Source organism: Desulfolutivibrio sulfodismutans DSM 3696 (assembly GCF_013376455.1).
Lineage (GTDB): Bacteria > Desulfobacterota > Desulfovibrionia > Desulfovibrionales > Desulfovibrionaceae > Desulfolutivibrio > Desulfolutivibrio sulfodismutans.
Map to the genome: position 1 here is coordinate 4364015 of NZ_CP045504.1, position 24448 is coordinate 4388462.

23 protein-coding genes, 1 tRNA gene and 1 pseudogene are annotated in these 24448 nt (G+C 62.3%); 16 read left to right on the forward strand and 9 right to left on the reverse strand.

What is annotated here, in order from left to right:
- Position 1 precedes the first annotated feature (1 nt).
- The 6 genes from GD606_RS19935 (at position 2) to fliW (ending at position 6247) form a co-directional block, all read left to right on the forward strand.
- Complete coding sequence (locus tag GD606_RS19935; RefSeq protein ID WP_163302630.1) at positions 2-1168, forward strand: peptidoglycan DD-metalloendopeptidase family protein; 1167 nt, start codon at positions 2-4, stop codon at positions 1166-1168.
- A complete protein-coding gene (gene flgN / locus GD606_RS19940) occupies positions 1068-1544 on the forward strand; it encodes a flagellar export chaperone FlgN (RefSeq protein ID WP_163302629.1) in 477 nt (158 codons plus the stop codon). Before GD606_RS19935 ends, flgN begins: the two co-directional genes overlap by 101 nt.
- Positions 1544-3679, forward strand: a complete 2136-nt coding sequence (gene flgK / locus GD606_RS19945) for a flagellar hook-associated protein FlgK (protein WP_163302628.1) — start codon at positions 1544-1546, stop codon at positions 3677-3679. The genes flgN and flgK overlap by 1 nt, the downstream gene beginning before the upstream one ends.
- A gap of 130 nt (positions 3680-3809) precedes the next feature.
- Positions 3810-5360, forward strand: a complete 1551-nt coding sequence (gene flgL / locus GD606_RS19950) for a flagellar hook-associated protein FlgL (RefSeq protein ID WP_163302626.1) — start codon at positions 3810-3812, stop codon at positions 5358-5360.
- A 168-nt stretch (positions 5361-5528) separates the two neighbouring features.
- The gene (csrA, locus tag GD606_RS19955; RefSeq protein ID WP_163302624.1) at positions 5529-5768 is read left to right on the forward strand and encodes a carbon storage regulator CsrA; all 240 of its coding nucleotides are present in this window, start codon (positions 5529-5531) and stop codon (positions 5766-5768) included.
- Positions 5744-6247, forward strand: a complete 504-nt coding sequence (gene fliW / locus GD606_RS19960; RefSeq protein WP_163302622.1) for a flagellar assembly protein FliW — start codon at positions 5744-5746, stop codon at positions 6245-6247. Before csrA ends, fliW begins: the two co-directional genes overlap by 25 nt.
- A gap of 176 nt (positions 6248-6423) precedes the next feature.
- Here fliW and flgM read toward each other — a convergent pair whose 3' ends face one another.
- Positions 6424-6738: a flagellar biosynthesis anti-sigma factor FlgM gene (flgM, locus tag GD606_RS19965; RefSeq protein ID WP_163302620.1), complete on the reverse strand. Its 315-nt coding sequence runs from the start codon at positions 6736-6738 to the stop codon at positions 6424-6426.
- A gap of 63 nt (positions 6739-6801) precedes the next feature.
- Positions 6802-7220: pseudogene (locus tag GD606_RS19970) on the reverse strand (DVU0524 family FlgM-associated protein).
- A gap of 188 nt (positions 7221-7408) precedes the next feature.
- On the opposite strand from GD606_RS19970, the gene GD606_RS19975 reads away from it, so the two are divergent.
- The 4 genes from GD606_RS19975 to GD606_RS20840 all read left to right on the forward strand — a co-directional run bounded on the left by GD606_RS19975 (position 7409) and on the right by GD606_RS20840 (position 14897).
- On the forward strand, positions 7409-8278 hold the full coding sequence (locus GD606_RS19975; RefSeq protein WP_163302610.1) for an NAD(+)/NADH kinase: 870 nt from the start codon (positions 7409-7411) through the stop codon (positions 8276-8278).
- Positions 8275-10044, forward strand: a complete 1770-nt coding sequence (locus GD606_RS19980) for an ARMT1-like domain-containing protein (protein WP_163302608.1) — start codon at positions 8275-8277, stop codon at positions 10042-10044. Before GD606_RS19975 ends, GD606_RS19980 begins: the two co-directional genes overlap by 4 nt.
- Before the next feature lie 679 nt (positions 10045-10723).
- Positions 10724-13306 carry a hypothetical protein gene (locus GD606_RS19985; protein ID WP_163302606.1) on the forward strand — a complete coding sequence of 861 codons (2583 nt, stop codon included), beginning with the start codon at positions 10724-10726 and terminating at the stop codon, positions 13304-13306.
- A 37-nt stretch (positions 13307-13343) separates the two neighbouring features.
- Entirely contained in the window at positions 13344-14897 is a 1554-nt protein-coding gene (locus tag GD606_RS20840) for a tetratricopeptide repeat protein (RefSeq protein WP_163302604.1), read from the forward strand.
- Between the two features lie 324 nt (positions 14898-15221).
- Here GD606_RS20840 and GD606_RS19995 read toward each other — a convergent pair whose 3' ends face one another.
- The 7 genes from GD606_RS19995 to GD606_RS20025 all read right to left on the reverse strand — a co-directional run bounded on the left by GD606_RS19995 (position 15222) and on the right by GD606_RS20025 (position 19133).
- A complete protein-coding gene (locus GD606_RS19995) occupies positions 15222-15554 on the reverse strand; it encodes a helix-turn-helix domain-containing protein (RefSeq protein WP_163302602.1) in 333 nt (110 codons plus the stop codon).
- On the reverse strand, positions 15523-15810 hold the full coding sequence (locus GD606_RS20000; protein WP_163302600.1) for a type II toxin-antitoxin system RelE family toxin: 288 nt from the start codon (positions 15808-15810) through the stop codon (positions 15523-15525). Before GD606_RS20000 ends, GD606_RS19995 begins: the two co-directional genes overlap by 32 nt.
- A 155-nt stretch (positions 15811-15965) precedes the next feature.
- Positions 15966-16322, reverse strand: a complete 357-nt coding sequence (locus GD606_RS20005; protein WP_163302598.1) for a type II toxin-antitoxin system HicB family antitoxin — start codon at positions 16320-16322, stop codon at positions 15966-15968.
- Positions 16323-16324: 2 nt separating this feature from the next.
- Positions 16325-16573: a type II toxin-antitoxin system HicA family toxin gene (locus tag GD606_RS20010; protein WP_211922184.1), complete on the reverse strand. Its 249-nt coding sequence runs from the start codon at positions 16571-16573 to the stop codon at positions 16325-16327.
- A 111-nt stretch (positions 16574-16684) separates the two neighbouring features.
- Positions 16685-16918, reverse strand: coding sequence for a hypothetical protein (locus GD606_RS20015; RefSeq protein WP_163302596.1), 234 nt, complete (start codon positions 16916-16918; stop codon positions 16685-16687).
- Between the two features lie 447 nt (positions 16919-17365).
- Positions 17366-17441 (reverse strand) — tRNA-Ala (locus tag GD606_RS20020).
- Positions 17442-17570: 129 nt separating this feature from the next.
- Positions 17571-19133: a glycosyltransferase family protein gene (locus GD606_RS20025; protein ID WP_163302594.1), complete on the reverse strand. Its 1563-nt coding sequence runs from the start codon at positions 19131-19133 to the stop codon at positions 17571-17573.
- Between the two features lie 56 nt (positions 19134-19189).
- On the opposite strand from GD606_RS20025, the gene GD606_RS20030 reads away from it, so the two are divergent.
- The 6 genes from GD606_RS20030 (at position 19190) to thyX (ending at position 23790) form a co-directional block, all read left to right on the forward strand.
- Complete coding sequence (locus GD606_RS20030) at positions 19190-19825, forward strand: RlmE family RNA methyltransferase (protein ID WP_163302592.1); 636 nt, start codon at positions 19190-19192, stop codon at positions 19823-19825.
- A gap of 217 nt (positions 19826-20042) precedes the next feature.
- Positions 20043-20789, forward strand: a complete 747-nt coding sequence (locus GD606_RS20035; RefSeq protein WP_163302636.1) for a YebC/PmpR family DNA-binding transcriptional regulator — start codon at positions 20043-20045, stop codon at positions 20787-20789.
- 3 nt (positions 20790-20792) lie between these two features.
- Complete coding sequence (ruvC, locus tag GD606_RS20040; protein ID WP_163302590.1) at positions 20793-21299, forward strand: crossover junction endodeoxyribonuclease RuvC; 507 nt, start codon at positions 20793-20795, stop codon at positions 21297-21299.
- Entirely contained in the window at positions 21296-21901 is a 606-nt protein-coding gene (ruvA, locus tag GD606_RS20045; protein WP_163302588.1) for a Holliday junction branch migration protein RuvA, read from the forward strand. The genes ruvC and ruvA overlap by 4 nt, the downstream gene beginning before the upstream one ends.
- Entirely contained in the window at positions 21898-22869 is a 972-nt protein-coding gene (gene ruvB, locus GD606_RS20050) for a Holliday junction branch migration DNA helicase RuvB (RefSeq protein WP_163302586.1), read from the forward strand. Before ruvA ends, ruvB begins: the two co-directional genes overlap by 4 nt.
- A 189-nt stretch (positions 22870-23058) precedes the next feature.
- Positions 23059-23790 (forward strand): FAD-dependent thymidylate synthase, encoded by a 732-nt coding sequence (gene thyX, locus GD606_RS20055; protein WP_163303552.1) that lies wholly within the window; start codon positions 23059-23061, stop codon positions 23788-23790.
- Positions 23791-24448 lie beyond the last annotated feature (658 nt).

Genomic DNA, 24448 nt, shown 5'->3' on the forward strand with positions numbered 1-24448 from the left:
CATGTCCGTGGGCCTGGAATCGCCGCTTTTGGCCGCGCCCGCCGAGGCGGGGGTGGATGTCCAGAACAAGCTGCACATGGATTCCCTGGCCAGAACCCTCAATGCCGGGAATACGGATGAGAAGAAACTGCGCGAGGCCTGCCGGGGATTCGAAAGCGCGTTTCTGCAAAAGCTCATGGCCCAGATGCGGGCCACGGTGCCCAAGGACGGCATTTTGCACGGCCCCTACGAGGACAAATACCTGTCCATGTTCGATCAGGCCATGGGCGACAAGCTGGCCGAGGCCGGCGGCATCGGCCTGGCGGACATGATGTATGCCCAACTCAAGGAGCGGGTGGGGCGGGGCAAGGGCCAATCGGACCAGACAGGCCAGACGGGCGCCGGATCGGGTGCGCCGACAGGGCCCGCCAAGGGGGCGACGCTGCCCGCCAACCGTCCTGCGGCCGGAACGGGACTGGACCACCTTCCCACGAAATCGGCCGGGATCCCGAGCGAGCCGCAGCGCATCATAGCCGATCCCGTGTTGGCCCATCCCTCCCATTCCCTGTTCCTCTCCGCCAAGGCCGCCGAGGGGACCGACGCCTCGCGTCCCGGCCGGGATCAGGCCGCCATGGAACTGGCGGCCCCGGTGACCGGGATCATCACCTCGGACTACGGCTGGCGTGGCGACCCGTTCACCGGCAAGACGGCCTGGCATGCGGGCATGGACATCGCCGCCCCCGAAGGGGAAGCGGTTGCCGCCTGCTGGGACGGACAGGTCGTTTTTGCCGGGCAAAAGGGCGGCTACGGCAAGGCCGTGATCGTGGAGCATGAAGGCGGATGGCGTAGTGTTTACGGGCACTTAAGTAGTATCGACGTGCAGCAGGGAGATGTTGTCGCCGCAGGCCGGAAAATTGCAGAAGTAGGGAGTACGGGACGATCCACCGGCCCTCATCTGCACTTCGAACTGCGATACGCCGGGGCCAGCGTGGATCCCATGCAGGTGGGGATCTATGCGGCGAGCGCCGCATCGCAAGGCATAAACGAAGGCGCGACGATGGCGGCGCGCTCCAGCGGGGGAGGAAGTCATGACCTCGAGAATCATCGCCAGCCTGAACAGGCAGGAGAAGGCCCTGGCGCTTTTGGCCATGCTGCAGCGGGAAGAATTTACCCACCTGAGGGTGCTTGACCCCACCAAGGTGGCCGGACTCGAGTTTTCCATCCATGAACTTCTGCGCCAGATCGCGGTGGAGCGCACCGAACTGCGCGCCATCTACGCCACGATTGTTCCCGCCGCCAAGCGCCTTTCCGAGGTCATCCACACCTTCTCCGAGGATCAGCGCCAGCGCGCCCAGGCATTGTATGAGGGCATCGACCGCCGGGAGCAGGCCTGCTCCAGGCAGGCCGAGCTGAATTTCAAGATGGCCCTGGGGTTTTATGACCAGAGCCGCTCCTGCGTCGAATTCATCCAGAAGCAACTTGTCCCCACCAGGAACGTCTATACCGCCGCCGGGCGCTATGCCCGGGCCACGGCCGAGCCGACACTTGTGAGCGGGAGAATGTAATGCCTGGCATCAGCTCTGTCCTCAATATCGCCCAAAGCGGGCTTCGCGCCTCGCAACTGGCTATCGAGGTCACGGGCAACAATATCGCCAACGTCGATACCGAGGGCTACAGCCGACAGGTGCTTCTTCTCGAAGAAGCCATGTCCATCAATTATTCGCCCGGGCAGTTGGGGACAGGCGTTCTGGCCACGCAGGTGGTGCGGCTGTTCGACAAGTTCATCGAATTGCAATACCTGGACAAGTCCTCCACGGCGTCGAGCTACGAGGCCGCCTACGGCGCCCTGCAAAGCGTGGAGGCCCTGTTCAACGAATCCAATACCAGCGGCGTCAGCTCCGCCCTGTCCCAGTTCCTCTCCGATCTGCAGGAACTGACCTTGAGTCCCCAAGACAGCGCCGTTCGGCAGGTGATCGTCGACGACGCGGAAAATCTTCTGAGCATGATCGGCCAGATGGATGCCGATCTGGCCTCCATTCAAAGCCAGATGGAAGACTACATCTCCCAGGATGTGGACCGCATCAACGATCTGGCCCAGGAGATCGCCGATCTCAACGCCCAGATCAATCAGAATACCGTGGAAGGCTCCAACAATCCCAACGCCCTCTACGATCTGCGCGACGTCAAGATTCGCGAACTGGCCTCCATCGTGGACATCCAGTACATCGACAACGGCTACGGAGACATCACCCTCATGACCAAGGCCGGCCACACCATTGTGGACGGCACCTCGACCTTCAAGTTCACGTTCGAGCAGGGAAAGACCACCCAGCAGCTCACCCAGTCCTCCACCTTCGACGGCCAGGCCTACTACGACGGAAACGACGAATATGAATACACCCTGCAGGTGGTGGATGCCGGGAGCGTGACCAGCGGGGCCGGGGCCGCTACCTTCCGGGTGTCCCTGGACGGCGGCAAGACCTGGCTCAAGGACGACAACGGCGACGACATCCTCTATTCCGCCCGTCCCGAGGACGGCAAGGTGCAGATCGGAGAACTGGAAGTCTGGTTCGGCTCAAGCAGCAATCCCGACGATCCCCCGGCCGACGGCAATCTGAGCGCAGGGGACAGCTTTACCCTGGTCCCCAAAAAGGCCATCTACTGGTACAAGGCGGCAGGCACGGCCATAAACGTCACCCCCCAGACCTATGCCAACGGCACCGAGAACACCTCGCGCATCACCGGCGGCTCCCTGGAGGGCTATTGCACCGTGCGCGACGTCAACGTCAGCGCCTACCGGGACCGTCTGGCGGCCTTTACCGAAAGCCTGGTGTGGGAAGTCAACAGCATCCATTCCCAGGGCGCGGGCCTTTCCGCCTTCAGCTACGCCATGGGGTCGTATGCCGTGGCCGATGCCGACACCGCCCTGGGAAGCCGCTCTTCGGGACTGGTTTTCGGGGACAGGCTCTCGTCCGGGGTTTCGAGCATGTATTTCTACGACGCAGCCACCGGCAAGCTGGCCTCGGCGGCGTCCTTCGGCTTTATTGATTTCGATCCCGTGGCCTCGGGGGCGCAGCCCTTCGACCCGTCCGTCCACAGCTTAAACGACGTGGTGGACGCCATAAACAATACCTTCGGCACCTTTTGCACCGCCCAGGTCATCAACGGCGCCCTGTCCGTCACCGCCGACACCGGCTACACCTTCGCCTTCGGCGAGGATTCGACGGGGCTCTATGCGGCCCTGGGCATCAACACGTTTTTTACCGGCTCCACGCCAACCGACGCCGCCGTCAACACCGTGGTGGCCAATGATACGAATTTCCTCAACGCCGGGCACGTCAACGGGGCCGGGGAATTGAACACCGGCGACAACACCACGGCCCTGTCCCTGGCCGGGCTGTCCACGAAAAAGGTGACGATTTCCACCTTCGCCGGCGGGGACACCAGCCAGACCCTGTCCGGATATTACAATTCCCTGGTGGGCCTGGTGGGCGTGGACACCCAGAACGCCGAGTACAATTATCTGTATCAATCCGCCCTGGCCGATGAACTGGCCTCACGCCAGGATTCGGTTTCGGCTGTGAGCCTGGACGAGGAAATGTCCAACCTGATCCGGTTCCAGCAGTCCTACCAGGCGGCGGCCAAGCTCATCAGCACGGCCGACGAGATGTTCCAGACGATTCTTGGGATGAAGTCCTAGTGTTGCGTCCCTTAAAAAATACGCCAGTATTTTTTAAGAAAAAACAAGTCGTTCAGGTTGTTGATTTGAAAAGTCGTGTACGCCAGGTTCGAGGACAAGACCCTAGGGCAGGCACGGGAGGATATACATCATGATCATGCGCGTCACGCAACGGGGGATGTATTCCAACGTCCTGCAGAATATGAACTCCTCCCTTTCCCAGCTCATGGAGTCCAACATCCAGTCGTCGAGTCAACAGCGGATCAACAAGCCTTCCGACGATCCTATCGGTACGGTTCGGGTCTTGAACGGCCGCGACACCCTGTCCTCTCTTGGCCAATACCGCGAGAACATCTCCATGGCCGAGGGCTGGCTCAGCCTGGCCGACTCCACCATGACCTCGGTGAGCACCGTGCTCACCAGCATCAAGGAACTGGCCGAGCAGGCCTCCTCCGGCACCCTGACCGACGAGAATAGGGAACAGATCAGCTACGAGATGCGCCAGCTTTTCGAGCAGCTCATTTCCCTGGCCAATACCACCTATCAGGGCAGTTCCATCTTTGCGGGGCATAAGACCGACACCCCGGCCTTCGAGGAAACCCTGTGGATGACCAGCAACGACGAGGCCCTGTCCGAGACGTCGTTCACCATCACAGGAGACTCGGATTCCACGATCCTGGTGCAGTTCTCCGAATCCGGAAGCCTGTCCGACGTGCCTCCCCCTGCCTTCCGCTATTCCTCCGACGGCGGCGAAACCTGGGCCGAGGGAACCTACAGCGCCACCGCCCCGGCCGGACAGGTGCGCCTGGAACTGGGCGATTCCGTCACCCTGGACCTGGACGCCACGGCCAGCGTCACGGCCAGCGAGGATGAAAACGACACGGACGGCACCTGGCTGTGGATACGCCCCACGGCCGTCTATCAGGGCGACGATGCCGACTCTTCGGAGGTCGACCCCCTCTACAACACCAGCGTCACGGGAACGGCCGACGGCACGTTTAAAGACAACGTGGTGGTCCGTGTGGACGAGGCCGTGGACATGTCGGCCTCCGGGGCCAGCTTCACCTATTCGTACAGTTCCGACGGCGGGCTGACCTGGTCCGAAGGGCACACCTCGAGCGCCATTGCCTCGGGCAGCGCCATGTTACCCATCCCCGGCGGGATATTGACCCTGACCAGCGCCACGGGGGCGGCCATCCCGGCCGGAGGGCAGTTTGTGGTGCGGCCACGCACGGCCGACATCGACGTCCAGATCTCCTCCAACCAGACCGTGACCATCAACGGCGTGGGCAAGGATATTTTCGGCGGCGTGTACGCCGATCCCTCGGGGGACGGCAGTTATGAGGCGGTGACCATTAACGGGAGCCTGACCGCCAATGTCTTTGAAACCGTGGGCAAGCTTGTGGGCTACCTGGAGACCAACAACCAGTCGGGGTGCCAGGAGTGCCTGGCCGACTTGACCGACTCCCAGCAGTCCATCCTGAATTATGCGGCCAGCGTGGGCGGCCGGGAGAACCGGCTGACGGCGGCGGACACCTTCCTGGAAAATCTCGAAGCCAACGTCACGGAACAGGTGAGCAGTGTGGAGGATGTGGATCTGGCTGCACTCCTGGTGAAGATTTCCCAGCAGGAATTGGCGTATCAGTCCGTTCTCAAGTCCTCGGCCACCATTATGGAACTGAGCCTGATGAACTACGTGTAGAGCGATGAGGCGTGCGCAGGGGGGCTGCAAAGAAAGACGCGAGGCCGGGAAATCCGTGGGCGAGCAGCTGTTTCTGTTGACACGGCTCCCAAGTGGCGAATAGACATGCTGTCACGCGGACGGCGTTTCTCGCCTGAGCGAAACCTGTTTCCATCAAACGGGGCATTGATGCTCATACTTACCCGACGCCCGGGAGAAAGCCTGCACCTGGGCGACAACATCAAGATCACCGTGCTTGGCGTACAGGGCAAGCAGATCAAGATCGGTCTCGACGTCCCGCACGACATGCAGGTCTATCGTGAAGAGGTGTACCTGCGGATTCTCGAACAGAACAGGCAGGCCATGCAGGCAAGCGACCAGGACGTTTTCGCCGCGGCGGACATATGGCACAAGAAAACGAAAGAATAATCCAGTCCCGGGTGGGAGAGGTGGGCGTGCCCCCGGAACGGGTCATCCGTTTCCCCAGGGGGCTGATCGGTTTCGAACACCACAAGGAATTCACCCTCATTCATTTGAAGGAGGATTCGCCGTTTCATTTGCTGCAAAGCATGGACGATCCCAAGCTGGGACTTTTGGTGGCCGATCCGTACAGTTTCATGACCGAATACGAGGTGGTGGTCGGCGAGGCCGACCGGCGTATCCTCGGGGTGGACGATCGGCGCAAGGTGGCGGTGTTCGTCACCGTGAGCATCCCCGTGGGGCGTCCGGAACTGACCACCCTGAACTTGAGCGGTCCCCTGGTCATCAACTATGAAACGCGCATCGGGCTGCAGGTTCCCCAAACCGACGCCAAGTATCCCAGCCATTTCATGCCCGGGGCGGCGGCGGGCCAAAATGGAACGCCGTCCGAATCCTCCGAATCCTCCGGAGAAACCGAGGAGAAATAGACCGTCGCGCAGGTTGCGGCGCAGACCATACAAGTGACAAAGCCCCGGTTTTTCGAAACCGGGGCTTTTTTATCCGTCTGTCCCGGTCGTGCGCCGGGCTTTTTTCTGTGCGGTCACAAAAACGGCGCCTCCCCCTCGCGGAAGGCGCCGCCGTCATTTCATGAAGCCGTAAAGGATCAGGACAGAAGGTCGATCTCGGACAGGAGCATCTTTTCGGCGATCTTGTGGGAATCGGGCTGATATTCGCCGGATTCCACCTGGGCCTTGAGCTCCGCCACCCGATCCGCGCGCACGTCGGACGAACTCTGGGCGTCGCGCACGGCCTGGGAAAAGAGCCTGGCATCGCCCGAAAGGGTGACCGTGTCTGCGGAGCCGCTGGTCTGGCCGGACTTGCCGCCCTTGGCGTTTCCGGACACCTCGCCCGACTGGCCGGAACCCACCCGGTTCTGCCCGTAAAGCTTTCCTGTTCCGAAGATGTCGTTGATATCCATAATCGCCCCCTCCCGGAGACTCGCTCCGGTTGCACATCTTATCGGCAGCGCACCCATGAAAGATTAGAGCATGGTGTCGTCAACTTTCACCAAGGCCACTTCCCACAGCTTTTGCAGGAAAATGGTCCGGTTATCCCCCGTCAGTTCCTCGGGGGGGGCATCCTCACGCAAAACAAAGATCTGCAAGTCCTGTTCCTCGGGGGGTAGGCGTAGAGAAAACGTTCGCCGAAATCCTCCTCGATCTGCTCCTTGATGTCCGCCACCACGGGATTCTCGCTGCCGGTGACAATGAGATTCTCCATGATTTCGGCGGTCACCCGCTCCACAAGCTCGCGGCGCTTGGCTTCCCGGGAGATGGTCGCCTCGTCCTCGGCCCCGGTGGCGCGCAACATGCGGCGATAGCGGGCCAGCCGCCGGGCGGTGGTGGCCTGCTTGCCATAGGTGCGAAGCATGTTGCGGACGTCGTAGGCGGTGGCGGGCACGGTCTTTTCCTCCTCTCCCGTCATCTTTTATCGGCATAACCCCAGGCGTTCTTTAGCCCGCGCCCGTCAAAAAAGCCATGTCGGATTCCCGACGCGATCCGCGCGGCGGCGACGGCGAAAAGGGCCGGTCGCCACACTTCCCGGACGATACATTTTATCATACACTTGGCGGCAAGGAAAACAGACACATGCCGACAAAAGTCGCAAGCATCCTCCTCGTCTACAAGACCGACGCCCCCAAGGCCCACGCCCTGGCCCTGGAGATCGCGGGCTGGCTCTCCGACGCCGGAGTGGCCACGCTTTTGCGCGAAAGCCAGACCGACCCCGCCATCTGGCCCGTACCGCGCGGGCGGGGAGCGGACCCGGCCCGGGAGCCCGATCTGGCCATCCTGCTTGGCGGAGACGGCACACTTTTGAGCGAGGCCCGCAAAACCAGGGTGGGGGAGTTGCCTATCCTGGGCATCAACCTCGGCCGTGTGGGTTTTTTGACCTCCCTTGGCCCGAAAAACTGGCGGCCGGCCCTTCTCGGCATCCTGAAAAACGGCTTTCACAGCGTCACCCGTCTGTGCCTGGATGTCTGCGTGGTCCGCGACGGGGAGAAGGTGTTCGCCTCCAGGGCCATCAACGACGCGGTCATCGGACGGGGGGCCATGGCCAGGCTGGTGGAATTGCGCCTGGAATACGATGGGGAGTACGTCTGCGACCTGCGCGCCGACGGGCTCATCGTGGCCACCCCCACCGGGACCACGGCCTATTGCGTGTCGGCCGGCGGGCCCCTGGTGCATCCCGATCTGGAGGCCTATTGCGTGACCCCGGTGTGCCCGTTCCAGACCGACCTGAAACCGATGGTGCTGCCTTCCTTCGCCCCCATCAGCGTGACCACCCTGGACACCGGGGCGGACATGCATCTGACGGCGGACGGCCAGGAGGGCTTCCCCCTGCGCCCCAGGGACCAGATCCATGTGACCCGGTCCGCCCGCGGCCTGACCCTGGTGACCCTTCGCGAGGACACCTATTTCGAAAAACTTCGGCGCAAAGGCTTTGTCGGGCAACGATGATCGACACCTCAGACGCTTCGTCCGGCGGGCGTTTTTCTTCCGCCCTGGACATCCGTTATGGCCGGGATCCCTATCTTGACGCCTGGATCCTGCACTTCATGACCGAAAACAGCATCGAATACACCATTGATCCGGCCAAAAACGCCTCCCCGGAGCAGTTGCGGTTCATGGTGTCCCTGGACCCGGATCAGGTGTACGTGCCCTGCACCGATGAGATGCTGACGTATCTTTTGGACAAGCGCCTGGAGCCGCCGCTTCTGCGCCAGTACAACGAGCGCTGGGACCGCATCGTGCGCCTTATCGAGGACTGCAAGGCCGACGACTACACCAAAAAGCGGGTGATGGCCCTGTGCGAGCATAAATACCGCCAGGCCCTGACCCACCCCACGCTCATTCCGTCGCGGCTCATGAAACGCCTCAATACCATTTTCCTGACCCAAAGCGGCCAGGACGACCCCAGCCGGGAGCGCAAGCGCCTGCTCAACCGCCGGGCCTTCGCCTTCGTGCAGCGGCCGGAGTTCAAGGATCTGCTGTATGCCTGCCCCGGGGAAGTGATGGCCTGCCGCACCATTCCGGACATGCGTTTTGAGCTCGACAGCCTGGAGCTCAAGCGGCTTTTCTCCCTGTCCTGCTGGCCGCGCATCTGGGAGCAGGACGGTCCCGCACCGTCCCGCGAGGAACTGGCCCGGGAGATGGTCGGTGGAACCGAGGCCTTCGAGGCCCTGCGCACCCTCTTCAACCCCCACCGCCACGGCGAGATGAAGATCCTGTACCTGCCCGACGTTTCGGGGGGATTTGTCATCGACCTGCTGTTCATCCGCACGCTTTTGCGCATGGGGCACCGGGTGATCGTGGCCCTCAAGGAGGGATTTTATTTCGACGCCCCCACCTTCTGGGACGCCGAGGAGGATCCCCTTTTGACCAGCGTCCTGGCCGGGGCCTATTTCCTGGAGGACAACCGGGCCGGGAAAAACGAACTGCTGCGCATCATCCGGGAAAACCCCCTGGTGGTCATCTCCGACGGCACCCGGGAGCGCCTGAACCTGCACCGGGTCAGCGTGACCTTCGCCCGGACCTGGAAGGAGGCGGACCTGGTCATCGCCAAGGGGGAGTTCAACCACCGCCGCCTGCTGCTGACCAGCCACCAGTTCACCCGGGACATCCTGAGCTTTCGCCGGGACGGCGAGGGGGGATTTCACCTGGAGCTCAAGAAAAAGGCCCCGGGAACCCGCAAATTCACCGAGGCCGACATCAAGGCCAAGGCCGAGGAGATCATCCAGGGCATGCGTTCGGCCCGGCTGGCCGGGAAAAGCGTCATGTTCTACAGCGCCATCATCGGCAGCATCCCGGGCCAGACCCAGAAGGCCATCGCCGTGGTCAACGCCTTCATCGCCCACCTGCGGGAGCGCCTCACCGGGACCATCATCATCAATCCCGCCGAGCATTTCGAGGAGGGCATGGACGCCGACGACCTGATGTTCATGTGGGAGCGGGTGCAGCGGTGCGGGCTGATCGACGTGTGGCGCTTCCAAAGCCATTCGGACATCGAAAAGAGCTTCGAACTGATGGGCCAGCCCGTGCCTCCGGCCTGGGCGGGCAAGGACGCCACGTTCTCCACGGGCTGCACCAAGGAAATGCACATCGCCCTGTCCATGCAGTCCAAGCAGCCGGAACTCCAGATCATCGGCCCCGAACCGGAGAAGTTTTTCCGTCGTCGCGAATACGGCGTGGGCAAGTTCTGCGACGCGGCCATCTCCTGCGAATAATACCGTCCGATCCCCCGGGCGTCGCGGTCATTTTGACGCGTCCCGGGGGATTTTTGCGTCCGTGGCGTCAGTGGAGTCCGGGGCAGCGTGTGCTTTCCAGGCTGAAGACACGGGAAGCCCTTGGCACGTGCTGCGGGATGGAGATGTGGAGGACGCGGCGGAAGCCCCGATGATGTTTTTGTCCGTCCGGGTGGAAAGGAACTATTTTCGACGAAGATTATAGGGAATATGTCTTTGTCGCCGGAATGCCTGGTAATGGATATGGATGTCTGGTGGAAACGCGCCTGAAAGGTGAATCGCGCCCTTGACTTCGGATACATGATACTTGATATCCGTGTCGGCATCGTCTTGCAACACCGGGGCTGCCCAGCGGATATGTCGGCCTGGCTGCGCACCCTGTTGCGTGCGCGTTGCAGCGATGATCCTTCCGGGGAGAGGGCGTTGCTTCGGAAGGCCGCTTCCCGAAATCCGTGAGCCGACGGCATGCGGACGTGACGCATGACGCCGGGTGGGGCATGCATGTCGGCCTGGCGCCTCGGTGCGGCCCTTTGTATCGGCGCGCCTATCCGGCCATTGGGATCGGTGAAACCTTGGCATGGGGGCGCATTCTTACGCGCAACAGGGCGCATTTTTTTACGAAACCGACGCGGGATGGACAAACCGGCAAGGACGGGCGGACATGAAGAAAATGCTGGGCATGCTGTTTCTGGCGGGAGTGATGCTGCTTTCCGGGCAGACGGTGCTGGCCGACATGGTGGGTGAAAAATTTTCCCAGACCGAGGCCTTTCAGCAGTATGTGGCCACGCAAAAGAGGCTTGAAGAGCAGGACGCCAGGCTGGACAAGGAACTCAGCGCCGCCCGGGACGCACTGCGGAAATCCAACGTCTCGGCGTTCCAGGCATTCCATGATGCGCTGCGAGCCAGTGAAATTTTCATGTACATTTTCATGGTCACCAAGACGACGTTCGTTTGCATCGTTCTGCTGAGCTTCGCTTTTATGGTGTTTTATATTTACTATTTGATACGATTCAACCCAATGAAATGGAAACTCATGACCTCGGGGGGCACCCTGCGGCGGCTCTGGAAGAGACTCATGCAGCGTAACAGTCTGGCCGGGATGGTGTTCCTTTTGGCGGTATGCCTTCCAGGGGTCTCCCTGGCCAAGACGAACGTCCTTCAAGACATCAAGATGTATTATTCCGGCAATGAGTTCGAAAAGGGATATGTGCTGTGCAAATATTCCGACGGGAAGACCACCCTGGGCTATACGGAGGTCAACGGCGTGGCGGTGATCCCCCGGCCTGAGCCGGGGTTTGACCTGACCTATGATGTCATGGCCCATTCGCAGGGCCTGGGCCTTGGGGTTGCGGCCGAGGACTTCGAGCCGCTGTACGAGCAGGCCAAAACCGATGCCCATCGCGCCCTGGTTTTTTCGCTCCTGGCCAGAACAGGCAAGGACGTGGCCAACGCAGGCGCCATGCGTCTGGTGACCGCCATCATCTCCCGGCGGGGGCAGGATATTGAGGTGTCCATCGAGCGTTTCAAGGCCCTTCTTGCCGCCTTTGCCGACAGCAACAACCGCCTTTTGGCCAACGGGCTGGTCCGTCTGTTCCTGGAAAAATCCGTGGACCGGGTTAAAAATCTGGCCGGGTTGGACAGCCTGGTGGATCTGGCCGTGGACAACGAGGCCTTCGAGATCATCCGGGAGGCCACGGCCAGCGCCATGAAGTCCCTTCCCAGTCGGCTGCCCTTCATCGAATCCGTGTATGCCGCCAGGATTTATTTCAAGATCGACAAGGACATGGCCCGGCACTATTTCCAGAACATTCGTTCCGACTTTCCGGAATTTCTCAAGTCCGAGGCGATACGCGTCAAATTGGAGGAGCTTTTCAAGGAGATGGCTTCCGTGGTGGCGTTTTTACCGCTGTACGACAACGACGCCCTGTATACCGCCCTGAGGCGTCAGCCCAACGAACTGCGGGTGGCCATAACCGGCTTTTTCGACACCGTGGACCCGGCCCTGGCCGCCGTGGCCTACAACAGCATCGGCATGGAACCCGGGGATCTGGTGTTCCGAAATCCCGACATGCTTGCGCTGCTGGCCAGATTGACGAGCGTCTATAAAAAGGACGCCCCTGCGGAGTTCCTCAATTCTCTGAAGCGGGCCGTGGTGGAATACGACGTGCCGTATTCCGGGGAACAGTTGCTGGCGGCGGTGGAAAAGGTGCGCCAGAACCCCTCGGGCTTCATCGAAAGCGTCCTGACCCAGGACATGAACACGGATTGCCGATTCAACAGGAATTCCAACCTGATCATGGCCTTCATCAAGGCCCTCACCCCGGAGCAGATCACGGCCTTCGAGAGCTATTTCGTCAAGAAGTCCGCGTTGCACGAGGAGATACTGGACTACCTGTTTACGAAGGAAAAAGGCGCGTTTTACCGGCTCCTGGTCAACCTCTACGCCGCAGACGCCGGGAGCGTGGCCATGCTGGAGTTTCCAAACGACATCATGGATCTGAAGACCATGGCCCCGGCCTTTTCCAAGGAATCGCTCAAACTGTTCGCCACACTTCCTGCGGGGTATTTTGTCGCCCACCATGCCTTGTCCAGGCCAACACCCGATGTCCGGCTGGCCAAACAGGCGCTTGTTCCGGAATTCGACGAGTTGTTTCAACGATTTTTGTCCCAGGAAAAACAGGAACTTTCAGAAAAGGACGCCATCACCGGGCTGATCCTTTTGACCCTGGCGGAAAAGCCGGGGGCAACGGTTTTTGCGGATGAGGCGTTTGTTTTGGGAAAGATGTTGGCCGGGTATTTCGACGCCAGCAAGCATGCGGAACTGTCCAAGCGGGTGGAGGAGAAGACCTCCTCCCTGGCCGAACTCAAGGAGCAGCTTGCGGATTCGGGTTCGGTCCCGGGCATGGTCTATGTGGCCATGTTTTATTTCGCATTTCTTTTCTGCTACGTGATCGCAGCCGCCGTGTTTTCTTTCAAGTACGCCTGCAACATGATGATTCCGGGGAAGGATTTCACCCTGTTGCGGTTTTTTGTGAACGATATGGAGGCCGTTGGGACGTTTTCCATGACCACGATATGGTTTTTCCCCGTCGGGCTGGGCATGGTGCTTGTGGCGCAGCTTTTGCGCGGCGCGGTGAACTCCGATACGATGAACCGGGACATGCGCGAGGCCGTGGCCGCCCTGGTCGGCCAGCCCCCCTTTTCCCCCTCCGGCGATGCGGACGGTGGCGGTTCGGAGGCCTAGATTGGCAACAGGAAAGACATCCAACAGGAGTACGTCCATGCGCAGACGCATGACGGCAATATGCCTGGTCGGCCTCGTGCTGGCCATCCTCCCATTTTCCGGAGTGCTTGGGCAGTCCGTCCCGGAGGCCGACGTCGGCTATTCCGATGGAGCGGCGCAGCCCGCGGCGGATACGGGGAAACCCCGCGTGGAGACGGAAAGCCCCGGGGCCGCCTCCGGAAAAGCGGCGGCTCCCAAGCTATCCATCACCCTGGAGGGCTACGAAAACAAGGACGAACCGGCGTCGGCCGCATTGCCCCCGGATCGCGGAGCTTCGGGCATGGAGGCCGTCAGGCCAGCCGCTCCCGATGTTCCCGCGCGGCAGCAGTCGGATTCGACGGTCAGTCCGGCGCCCGAGCCGACGCCCGAGCCGGTGTCCGACCCGATGCCCGAGCCGACGCCTGCGCCCAAGGCCGGGCCGACGCCGCCGCGTTCCGCGCAAAAGACCTCCCCCCGCCCCTCAGCCCCGGCCGTGACGCGTCCGTCGGCGCCAGTGGGGCGTCCCTCGCCGATCTTGTCCATGCTCGAAAGCACGTTGCGCGGAAATTTCAGCAACACCAAGGCCATCGCCCGCAACCTGCCGGGGAAATACTTCGACCACGTCGGGGACAAGTCCCTGGCCAAAAAATACAGCAAACAGGGCAACGATCTGCTCAACAAGCAGGACAACCCGCCTGCGGCCCTGGCCGCATACCAGTCCGCCTACGAAAACGATCCCTCAAGTTCCGAAATCACGGGCAGTTACGGCTACACCCTGTTTCGCAACGGCCGGTTCGCCGAGGCCCGGGACATGGAGATCGAGTCCCTGGAGATCGCCCCGGAGTATGCCGCCGCCTGGTTCGTCCTGGGCCAGATCTACGGCTATTTGCAGCAGGAGGACATGGCCTACGCCAGCTTCGTCAACACCTGCCTGTTCACCAAAAACATCACGACCTCCCTGGGCTTTCTGGAGCGGGAGATGAAGAAATATGGCGAGGTCACGGTGCAGCGGGCCGCCGGAAGAGCTTTGGATGCCTGCCGCAGGCTGTCCTCCGGGACGGCGGACCCGGGAACCGTTTCCTCACGGCCCGCGCCATCCGAACCCGGGCCCCTGGAGTCCTGGGCCGGAAAAGGACCGGCCACGCTCGACGCGCCGCGCGCCGCGCCTGCGGCGCCAGCCGGGATGAACTGGAAAAACGCCAGGATCGGAAAGGTGGACATCCAGGCCGCCATTATGGACAGCAAGCTTTTTCAGAGCATGATCGGCAAAATGGCCAAGCTGCCCAAGGCGCAGGTCGACGCCTGGCTCGACTCGCAGATCGGGCCGGTCATGAGCGAGTTGCAGGGCATCATCCGGACCTATGCCAGGGCGAACAACTACCTGCTGGTCATCCAGTCGAAGGATGAGGACACGGTGCGGCGGGGGACTTCCCTGCGCACATCCCTCAACTCCCTGGTGGAGGATGACCCCTATCTGGCCTTCCTCGATTCCTCCGAGGGCCGCGCCTTTCGAAAAACTGCGCCCATCCAGGATCTGACGCCCATCGTGTCCGCAAAGCTCGGGGCGCGTTGACAGGACGCCGTCCCTTTCCGCCGTCCATAAAAAAACAGGGGCCCGCAACGCATGTTGCAGGCCCCTGACGATTTTCGGCAGGCTGTCCCGGCGCGTGAGGCGCGTCAGTTTGTGGAGGGCTTTCACCTTCCCGGTTGGCTCGCCCGCTGGTGGGCGTCGACCTCAAAATCAAGGCCCGCCGGATCATCCGTGGAGGGGAAGGCCTCTCGGGCGAAGACGGCGAGGACATTCCGTTCTCGACCGACGCCCTGAGCGCCATGGGCGAGAGACATTCCGGCGTGATTGCGGGTGCGGAAGGGGCTAGGGACGATCCCGGTCCCGGGGCTACAGGAAGACCTGATACGGGAATCCCAACACGTCCTCGAACTTTTTCGCCAAGGCTTTGCCGATGGGACGCTTGCCGCGCTCAACAGCCGAGATGTTCGGGGCGTCAACCCCGACTTTCTCGGCAAGCTGAACCTGGGTCAAGCCGTGAATTTCCCGCGCACTCCGCAAGCGGGATCCGGGAGTGGAATCAGGAAAAATCTCTTTGAGCGGCACAACATGCGTAACGGCACGCTCAATGGCGCGAGACACAGCGTCCGCCTTAGACTCCGGAATGACGGCGCAAATCTCTACCATCCCGTCAGTACGGGGCTTTTTCGTGAGTTCCAACATAGATCACCTCCACAAGCTGGACAATGCTGTCTTCGACCTTCCAAATCGCCACATAAGTAGGGCGTCCCTTGGTCAGGTGGCAGTGGTAAACCTCCCCAGGCCACCCTTTCAGCTTCCCAAAGTGCGGCATTGCTGGCTGCACAGGCCCCCTGGCCTCAATGGCATAGGCCAAAAGGGCCAGTCGATCCGACACCTTTCTCGGAAGCCCGGCGCGCTGCTTGTCCGCCTTTTTGGAAAAGATCACCGTCCAGTTCATGGGACAAATATATCATTTTTAGATAGATCGTCAACCCCAAGACCCGGCGCGTAAACAGGAGGTCAAAAAAAGAAAGCCCCGCGAGAAAAACGCGGGGCTGGGGAAGGGCTACCCGAGCAGCTTGAGCGCGACGATGACGGCTGTTTGGGCAAGCGTCACCCCCGCGCCTCCTTCCGCCCCAGGCCTTCAGCCAGAAGCGCCACGGCCAAGGTGTTCATGCTGACGCCCTCCTGCCTCGCGCGGGCGGCCAAACGTGCGTGAAGGCTTGCCGGGACGCGGGTCCGAAACTCGCCACTTTTTACGGGGCCACCACCGGGCGTCGGGATGGGGTCGCCCCATTTTTCAGAAGCCTGCAACCACGCTTTTTCCGCGTCCGCCCCATTGGCGACGGCCTCTTCAACAGTTTCGCCATCGGACATGCAGCCGGGGAGGTCCGGGAAGGTGATGAGGTAGCCGCCTCCGTCCTCTTCGCTGAGAAGCGATATTTCAAAGGGGTATTTGGGCGTTTCCATGCTTATTCTCCTTTCACGGCGTCAACAAGTGCGAGGAAATCACGAACGTAGCGCGGCTTGATGGGGCGCTTGCCGGGGACGGTCACGTGGTTTTTACCGGGTTGCCTGAAAACACAATGGCTAGTCCCGTCCTGGTCCCAATCAATCCCAAGCGCCCGCGCGATGGCCTTGAGATCGTCAAGCCGCCAATCAAGCTGGTTGCGCCGCATTTTTTCGAGGGTCTTTTCCGCCTTGCCCTGAGGTTTTGACACCGCATGCGGTCCCGTGCGTCAAGAAGAATCTCCGGCCCGCAAGCGGGAAGTCAAGAAAAAAAGAAAGCCCCGCGAGAAAATCCACGGGGCAAGGGATCGGAATGGGCCGGGCTACCCGAACAGCTTGAGCGCGGCGATGATGGCCGTTTGGGCAAGCATCAGCCCGGCAACCCACTTGATAATTTCGGCCTTCACCTGGGCCAGCTTAACGTCAATGTCGGCCTTCGTGGCAAGCTCCCGTTTGGCCTCCTCGCCCTGCTTTTCCAGGATGCCGATAAGGACGCTAGCCGCCTCTTCGCCAAGGGCCTTTTCCAGCTTTTTCGTGTCGTCGAACAGAAGGGTCATGGAAACCTCGGTTGTGGTTGGGTCATGAGGATCACTTGCCCGGCGGGGTTGTCAAGAGGTTACTCGTCTGTTGCCCCTGTGCAACCGAAGATGAAGGTGCCTAATTTTGGATCAAATGAATGTACGGCGCAAGAGGAGATGTCCCTGTTTGTGAGGAAAAAATAACAGGCGGACCTGAAAGGGGTCTCCTCGGTCGCCGGGTCCACAGCCTCGGTCACGGACACCCTGACCACTGCCGCGAGGTGCGCGGCGCCAGCCTTCGACGTCTGCAAACTCGTCGCCTGAATCCGCAGGCCCGCCATCCTGGCCGGGGCGGGAACGGACACCGATGAAACTGCGGCCATTCAGGCTGTGACGGTGGGGTACCAGATGCCGGGGGTGTAGTCCGTTTTTGTAGTCCGCAAAAAACAGGGGCCCGCAACGCATGTTGCAGGCCCCTGACGATTTTGGTGGAGGCGATGGGGATCGAACCCACGACCTCGGCGTTGCGAACGCCGCGCTCTCCCAGCTGAGCTACGCCCCCGAAGGTGGAATGGGGCATGTAAACCCGTTTCGGCCGGCGGTCAAGCCGGGGCAGGCGGCCTTGGGCCGATGCGTGTCGGATGTCCCGGGACATCATGCTGGAAAATATGAAGAGATTCTTGAAAAAATCCTAGCCGAGCTTCCGGCAACGATCCAGGCGATTGAGGATTTCGGCCACCCGGACGTCATAGGTGTGTCGGTGGGCAATTTCCGTCCGCCAGGCCCGGATCAAGTCCGCCCGCAGGTTTCGTTCGGAAAAAAAACGGCGGCAGCGGGACACGGCCTCGTCCGGGCGGGAAAAGACCGTCTCCCGGGTCAGTTCCCGGGGAAAGACGCCAAGCCCCGGATTGTCGTCGGAAAGCAGGAACCCCCCGGCCGCCCACACGTCGAAATGGCGCTGGGTCAGGCCGCTGGGCAAGAGCAATCCGGTCACGTTGAGGTTGATCCCCGACGCGGCATAGACTGCGGCCAGGGCCCCGTAATAGTCCACCGGCCCCCGGCAGGCCTGGCCGGGCAGGAGCCTTGCCCATTGCCCGTCCCCGAAGACCGCAAGATCCACCTCCCGGGACAGGGCCGCCAGCACCTCCGTACGTCGCGTCCGGCCGATCTCCTCGGCCCCGCAACCGGCCACCCGCACCGCGCCCTCGGGCCACAGCCCGGTCAGGCCGAGCGCCTGCACCCACCAGCCGAAATGGGGACGCTCCCCCTGCGCGACCATCTCCCGGGCCTTGGCCGCAAGGTCATCCGGGGGCAGGCAGCCGGAGAAAAATCCCCGCTTGCCGGGGAATTCGCTGCGGCCGACGAACACCACCTTGTCGGCGAGATCACGCGCCGCCTCGGGCAGGGGGGCGGGCAGCGGATCGAAAAATCGCGGGTTGGCGGCCAGGGGCAGATGATGCACGCAGGCGGCCCCGTGGTCGGCCAGGGGCTTGATGAACCATTCGTCGGTGACGAAAAGGGGCATCTCGCGCCAAAACGGCGAACGCAGGCGGCTGACGAGATGGAAGGGATTGTCCACGCACCAGGCGGCCACGGTCGTCCCGGCCTGGCGTAGCAGGTAAAAGACCCGTCCGAAGTCGTCCAGGCCTTGGAGATTGACGCAAAAAAAGAGATCCGGCGCGCCATCGCGCACGATCTCGGACAGATGCTCCAGGATATCCGCCGGGTCTCTGACCGTCACCGCGAACCCGGCCCGGGTGAAGGCCTCGCCCAGTTCCGGGACCAGGAGGCTGCGGGCGGTTCCCGGCAGGAGCACCGAGCGTACGGCGGCCGGCGGGGCGGGAGGGGGCGGGTTCTCGGCCCAAAGACGGTCCAGGCACACCTTGGCCCAGATCGGCCCCCAAAAGGACGGGAAGTGCTTAAGCCCCGGCATGTAGAAAAATATCGGGCCGGGCCACGGCCCGTGTAAGACCGTCTCCAGGGGAACCTGTTCGAAATCGGCGGGGATCGTCTCATGCCAGTGCTGCGGCATCTGGGCTTCGCACTCCGGACATTCCACATAGAAGCATTTGCCCCAGGCCTGGGGCAGAAAGGTGGGCAGCCGCCAGGGGCTTGGCCCCAGCCCCAGAAACAGGGCCGGCCCGCGCGCTTCCCCGAAACGGGAGAAGCTTTCCCGGCAATCGGCCAGGGTCTGGGACCGGCCCAGTTCGCTTATGACCGATATGCGGCTGGGCCGTGAGGCATGGTCATGCATGCGCGCCTTTCCTTGCGTGACGGTTTCGGTTACCGTGCCCGAAAGCACGAAACACCATGAAAAAAATTCAGGATCATTATTTTAAGAAGGCCAAGCAGGAGAATTATCCGGCCCGCTCGGTCTATAAGCTACAAGAAATCCAGAAACAATGCAGCCTCCTGGGGCCGGGGCAGACCGTCCTGGACCTGGGGGCCGCCCCCGGTTCGTGGACCATGTATTGCGCCGAAAAGGTCGGTCTCGGCGGCCGGGTGCTGGCCGTGGACCTCAACGCCCCGGCCATCTCGTTCCCGCCCCAGGTGACGTTCGTCGAGGACGACGCCTTTTCTCCCGGACCGGAGCTGACGGCGGCCCTGGACGATCACGCCCCCTTCGACGTGGTGGTCAGCGACATGGCCCCCAAGACCACGGGCATCAAGTTCGCCGACCAGGCCAATTCCCTGGAGCTGTGCCAGCGGGCCTTGGAGATGGCCCGGGCCTTTCTCAAACCCGGGGGGCGGTTTGTGGCCAAGATTTTTCAAGGCCCCGACGTCAAGGCCTTCGAGGGGGAGATGCGCGTAAGCTTCGCCACGGTCAAGGCCATCAAGCCCAAGAGTTCGCGCCCCGAAAGCAAGGAAATTTTTTATGTCGGCCTGGGCTTTCGTCCGGCCGAGGGCGGCTCCAGCCGCGCCCCTGGCAGCGGCGGCGTTTCCTGAAAAAAAGATGCATGGCCATGAGTGATCTTCATACGGCGGTACGCCGGTTTCACGGGCATGACCGGGAAGAGCCTCCGGGCGTTGCATGGGCCGGATTGCGGGTTGAACAATTTTTCGGAAACGGTCACAAGACCGGCGCGCCGGGAAAACTGGGGCACAATCCGGGCGGGATGGACGATGCTCCCTCCCATGCCCGATAGTTCATACGGAGGATATGATGGCCGGACATAGCAAATGGAAGAACATCCAGGCCCGCAAGTCGGTGCAGGACGTCAAAAAAGGCAAGACCTTCACCAAGGTGACCAAGGAACTCATGCTGGCCGCCCGGGCCGGCGGCGGCGACCCGAACACCAACGCCCGCCTGAAGTCGGCCATCGCTGCGGCCAAGGCCGTGAACCTGCCCAAGGACAAGATCGACACGGCCGTCAAAAAGGGCACAGGCGAACTGGCCGGGGAGAATTTCGACGAGGTCGCCTACGAGGGCTACGGTCCCGGCGGCGTGGCCATCCTGGTGGAGGCTGCGACGGACAACCGCAATCGCACCGTGGCCGAGATACGCCACATCATGAGCAAAAACGGCGGCGCCATGGGCGAGGCCGGGTGCGTGGGCTGGATGTTCGAGAAAAAGGGCGTTTTGACCTTCGCCAAGGACAAATACGGCGAGGACCAGGTCATGGAAGTGGGCCTGGAGCATGGCGCGGAGGAAGTGGCCGACGAGGGCGACGTCTGGGAGGTGCATACCGCGCTTGAGGCCTTCGAGACGGCCCGGCAGGGCTTCGAGGCGGCGGGCATGGTTTTTGATGACGCCGAGATCACCATGGTTCCGGCCAACAGCGTGGCCGTGGACGCCGAGACCGGGGCGAAAATCATCCGGCTCATGGAGGCCCTCGAGGACAACGACGACGTGCAGAAGGTGCATTCCAATTTCGATCTGCCCGACGATGTCCTGGACCAGATGGGCTAGGGCGTGGGCGCAGGCGGCATAGTGGTCCTGGGGCTCGATCCGGGCTCGCGCTGCACCGGCTACGGCCTGGTGTGCGAGGTGTCCGGGCAGGTGTCGCTCCTTGAGGCCGGGACCATCCGCACCGAGCGCGAGACGGACGTGGCCGCCAGGCTGGGGCTGATTTATTCCGGCGTGGCCGCGCTTATCGAGCGCCACGGGCCAAGCGAGGCCGCCGTGGAAAGCGTGTTCGTGGCGGTCAATTCCGCCTCGGCCATCAAGCTCGGGCAGGCCCGGGGGGCGGCCCTGGCCGCCTGCGGGGTGGCCGGGGTGCCGGTCTTCGCCTACGAACCCACCCTGGTCAAAAAAAGCCTGGTGGGCGCCGGGCGGGCCGATAAATCGCAGGTCGCCTTCATGGTGGGCAGGGTGCTGGGATGTCGCGAGGCCATGGCAAAAGACGCTTCGGACGCGCTGGCCGTGGCCGTGTGTCATCTGAACCGGAAACGCTTTTTGAAGCTGTGCGGGGCGTCATGATCGGATACCTGCGGGGAGAGCTTCTGGCCCGGGCCGAGAAAGGGGCCCTGGTGCTCACCGCCTCGGGCGTGGGCTACGAGGTGCGGCTGGCCGCCAGCGTGGCCGCCGGGCTTCCGCCCGTGGGGGCGGAGGTGGAGTTTTTCGTGCACACCTCGGTGCGCGAGGACGCCATCGAGCTCTTCGGCTTTCCCTGTCTGGAGGATCGGGCCACCTTCGAGGTGCTCATCGGCATCCCCAAGCTGGGCCCCAAAACCGCCCTGTCCATCCTTTCGGTCTACGACGCCCCGGCCCTGCGCGCGCTGTGCGCCGGGGACGATCCCGGCCCCCTGGCCCGGGTTCCGGGCATCGGCAAGAAATCCGCCCAGCGCATTTTCGTGGAGCTCAAATACAAATTGGACATGGGCCAGGGGGATCTGCCCCTGCCCCGGCCGGGCGTCGTCCCCACGGTCTTTTCCGACGCCCTGGCCGGTCTGGCCAACCTGGGCTATCCCGAGGGCCAGGCCGGGGCCGTGCTGCGGGCCGTGTTGGACGCCGAGCCCGACCTTGACGTGTCCCAGGCCTTGCGCCAGGCCCTGAAAAAGCTGGCCAAGGATCGCCAGTGAGCCCCGTAAACGCCCTTCCCGACGATTCGGTGCGGCCCGGCAGGCTGTCCGAATTCATCGGCCAGGATGATCTGCGGGCCAACCTGGAGGTGTTCCTTCGCGCCGCACGGGAGCGCGGACAGGCCCTGGACCACAGCCTGTTTTACGGTAACCCGGGCCTGGGCAAGACCACCCTGGCCCGGATCATGGCCTCGGAGCTGGGGGTCAATCTGGTGACCACCTCCGGGCCGGTGCTCGAGCGCGGCGGCGACCTGGCCGCCATCCTGACCAACCTCCAGCGCCGGGACATCCTTTTTATAGATGAAATCCACCGCATGCCCGCCGCCGTGGAGGAGATCCTCTATCCGGCCATGGAGGATTTCAAGCTGGACCTGATCATCGGGCAGGGGCCCGGGGCGCGCACGGTACGCATCGACGTGGAGCCGTTCACCCTGGTGGGGGCTACCACGCGCATCGGCCTTCTGACCTCGCCCCTTCGCGACCGCTTCGGGGTGATCTTCCGCCTGGAGTTTTATTCCCCCGAGGAACTGGCCCGCATTGTGACCCGGGCGGCCCGAATTCTCGGCGTCGAACTGTCGCCCGAGGCGGCCTTGGTCGTCGGGGAGCGCTCCCGGGGCACGCCGCGCATCGCCGGGCGGCTCCTTCGCCGGGTGCGCGACTTCGCCGAGGTGGCCGGGGCCGGGAAGCTGACCGGGGACATCTGCCGGGAGGCGCTTGACCGCATGGACGTGGACCCGCATGGCCTGGACCAGATGGACCGCAAGATTCTGACGGCGCTGATCGGCCATTTCGGCGGCGGCCCGGTGGGGGTGAAAACCCTGGCCGTGGCCTGCTCCGAGGAGGTGCGCACCCTGGAGGAGATCTACGAGCCCTACCTCATCCAGTGCGGCCTGCTCAAACGCACCCCGCGCGGCCGGGTGGCCACGGCCAAGGCCTACCGCCACCTGAAGCTGACCCCGCAGTCGTAAGGGGGCGCGGGGTAAGGGCGCGGGGGGAGATGCCCCGGCGGCCATGGGGCTGGGGGGAATGCCTCCGGCGGCCAAAGGGTTTCACCCTTTGGAATCCCGTCACGGGAAAGGCCGGGGGCTGCCGCGTTTTTTTGGCGGGCAACATGTGCCGCATGGCCCGCCGCCAACTTCAACCGGAGTTTGTCCGACATGCCCGCCACATTGCTCAATGTCCGCCTGCTGGCCGTCACCCCGAACGCCCTGGAGCTCATCTATGCCGCCTTCCGGCAGTGTTACCACGCAGGCTACGTGGGGGACATGTGGGACGGGCTGATGGCCGGGGAGCCCCCCCGGGAGAAGCAGGCGGCCTTTGTGGAGCGCATCCTGGCCTCCGGGCACGACAGCCCCGTGGAGCACGTCAGCTTCACCTTCGCCATTGAGGGGGTCTCGCGCACCCTCACCCACCAACTGGTGCGCCACCGCATCGCGTCCTATTCCCAGCAGAGCCAGCGGTATGTGGACGCCTCGGATTTCGACTACGTGCTGCCGCCGTCGTTGGCCAAAATTCCCGAGGCCAAGGCCCGCTACGAGGCGTTCATGGCCGAGTCGGCGGCCTGCTACCGGGAGCTTCAGGCCATGCTTGCGGCCAAGGGGCGAAAGGGGCAGACCTCCAACGAGGACGCGCGCTTCGTCCTGCCCGGGGGCGTTGAGAGCAAGATCGTGACCACCATGAACTGCCGCTCGCTTCTGCATTTTTTCGAGCTGCGCTGCTGCATGCGGGCCCAGTGGGAAATCCGCGCCCTGGCTGACCGCATGCTGGCGCTTTGCCGTGAGGCCCTGCCGGTGATCTTCGCCACGGCCGGGGCCAAGTGCGCCCGCCTGGGCTATTGCCCGGAGAGCGAACGCTTCAGTTGCGGCAAATATCCCGCTCGGCCTGCCTGAGGCGTCCGCGCCATATCGCAAATCCGTCTTCCCGGCGGCGGCGATGCCGCTGTCCGCCTCCCTGTGCCGCAGGCAGCTTGGACCATCCCGTTTTGCGTATATCTTGTGCAAATGAAGCCCTCTGGCGGCAAGTATCCGTTTCGTCGATAAAATCTCCTAATCCCTCCAGACCGCCGAATTTCAGGGTTCAAAAGTGCGAAAAAAGGGGAACTCTCTTTTTTCCGCAGGGCATTTTCTCTTACATGTGCAAGGTAAAAGATGTTCTTTTTGAAGAAGACAAATAAAATGAAGGTGTTGTAATGATATGAAAAAGATCGCCACCAGGCACGAATACGAAAAATCCTAGGGCCACGGGCCTTTCAGGGTGTCAACGCATGAAAATTATTTTAGAGAGCTCACAAAAAAATAAATTATCATTCGAAAAATGGAGAAAAATGAAAATAGGCCTGTGGAAAAAACTTCCACAGATGTTGAAAAAAAGGCCGGACACCCGGCAACCCCCGCCAGGACAGGGTTCGCGGGAGCCCCGAAGATGCCGACCAGGCCTTGATCAGCGGGAATGGTCTTTGGATCAAGGTGGTTAGGCTGTAGAGAACAGGACCGCCCACAGTCCCCAAGCCATCCCTAATCCGTTTTTGCCAACGCCGTCCGTCTGGGT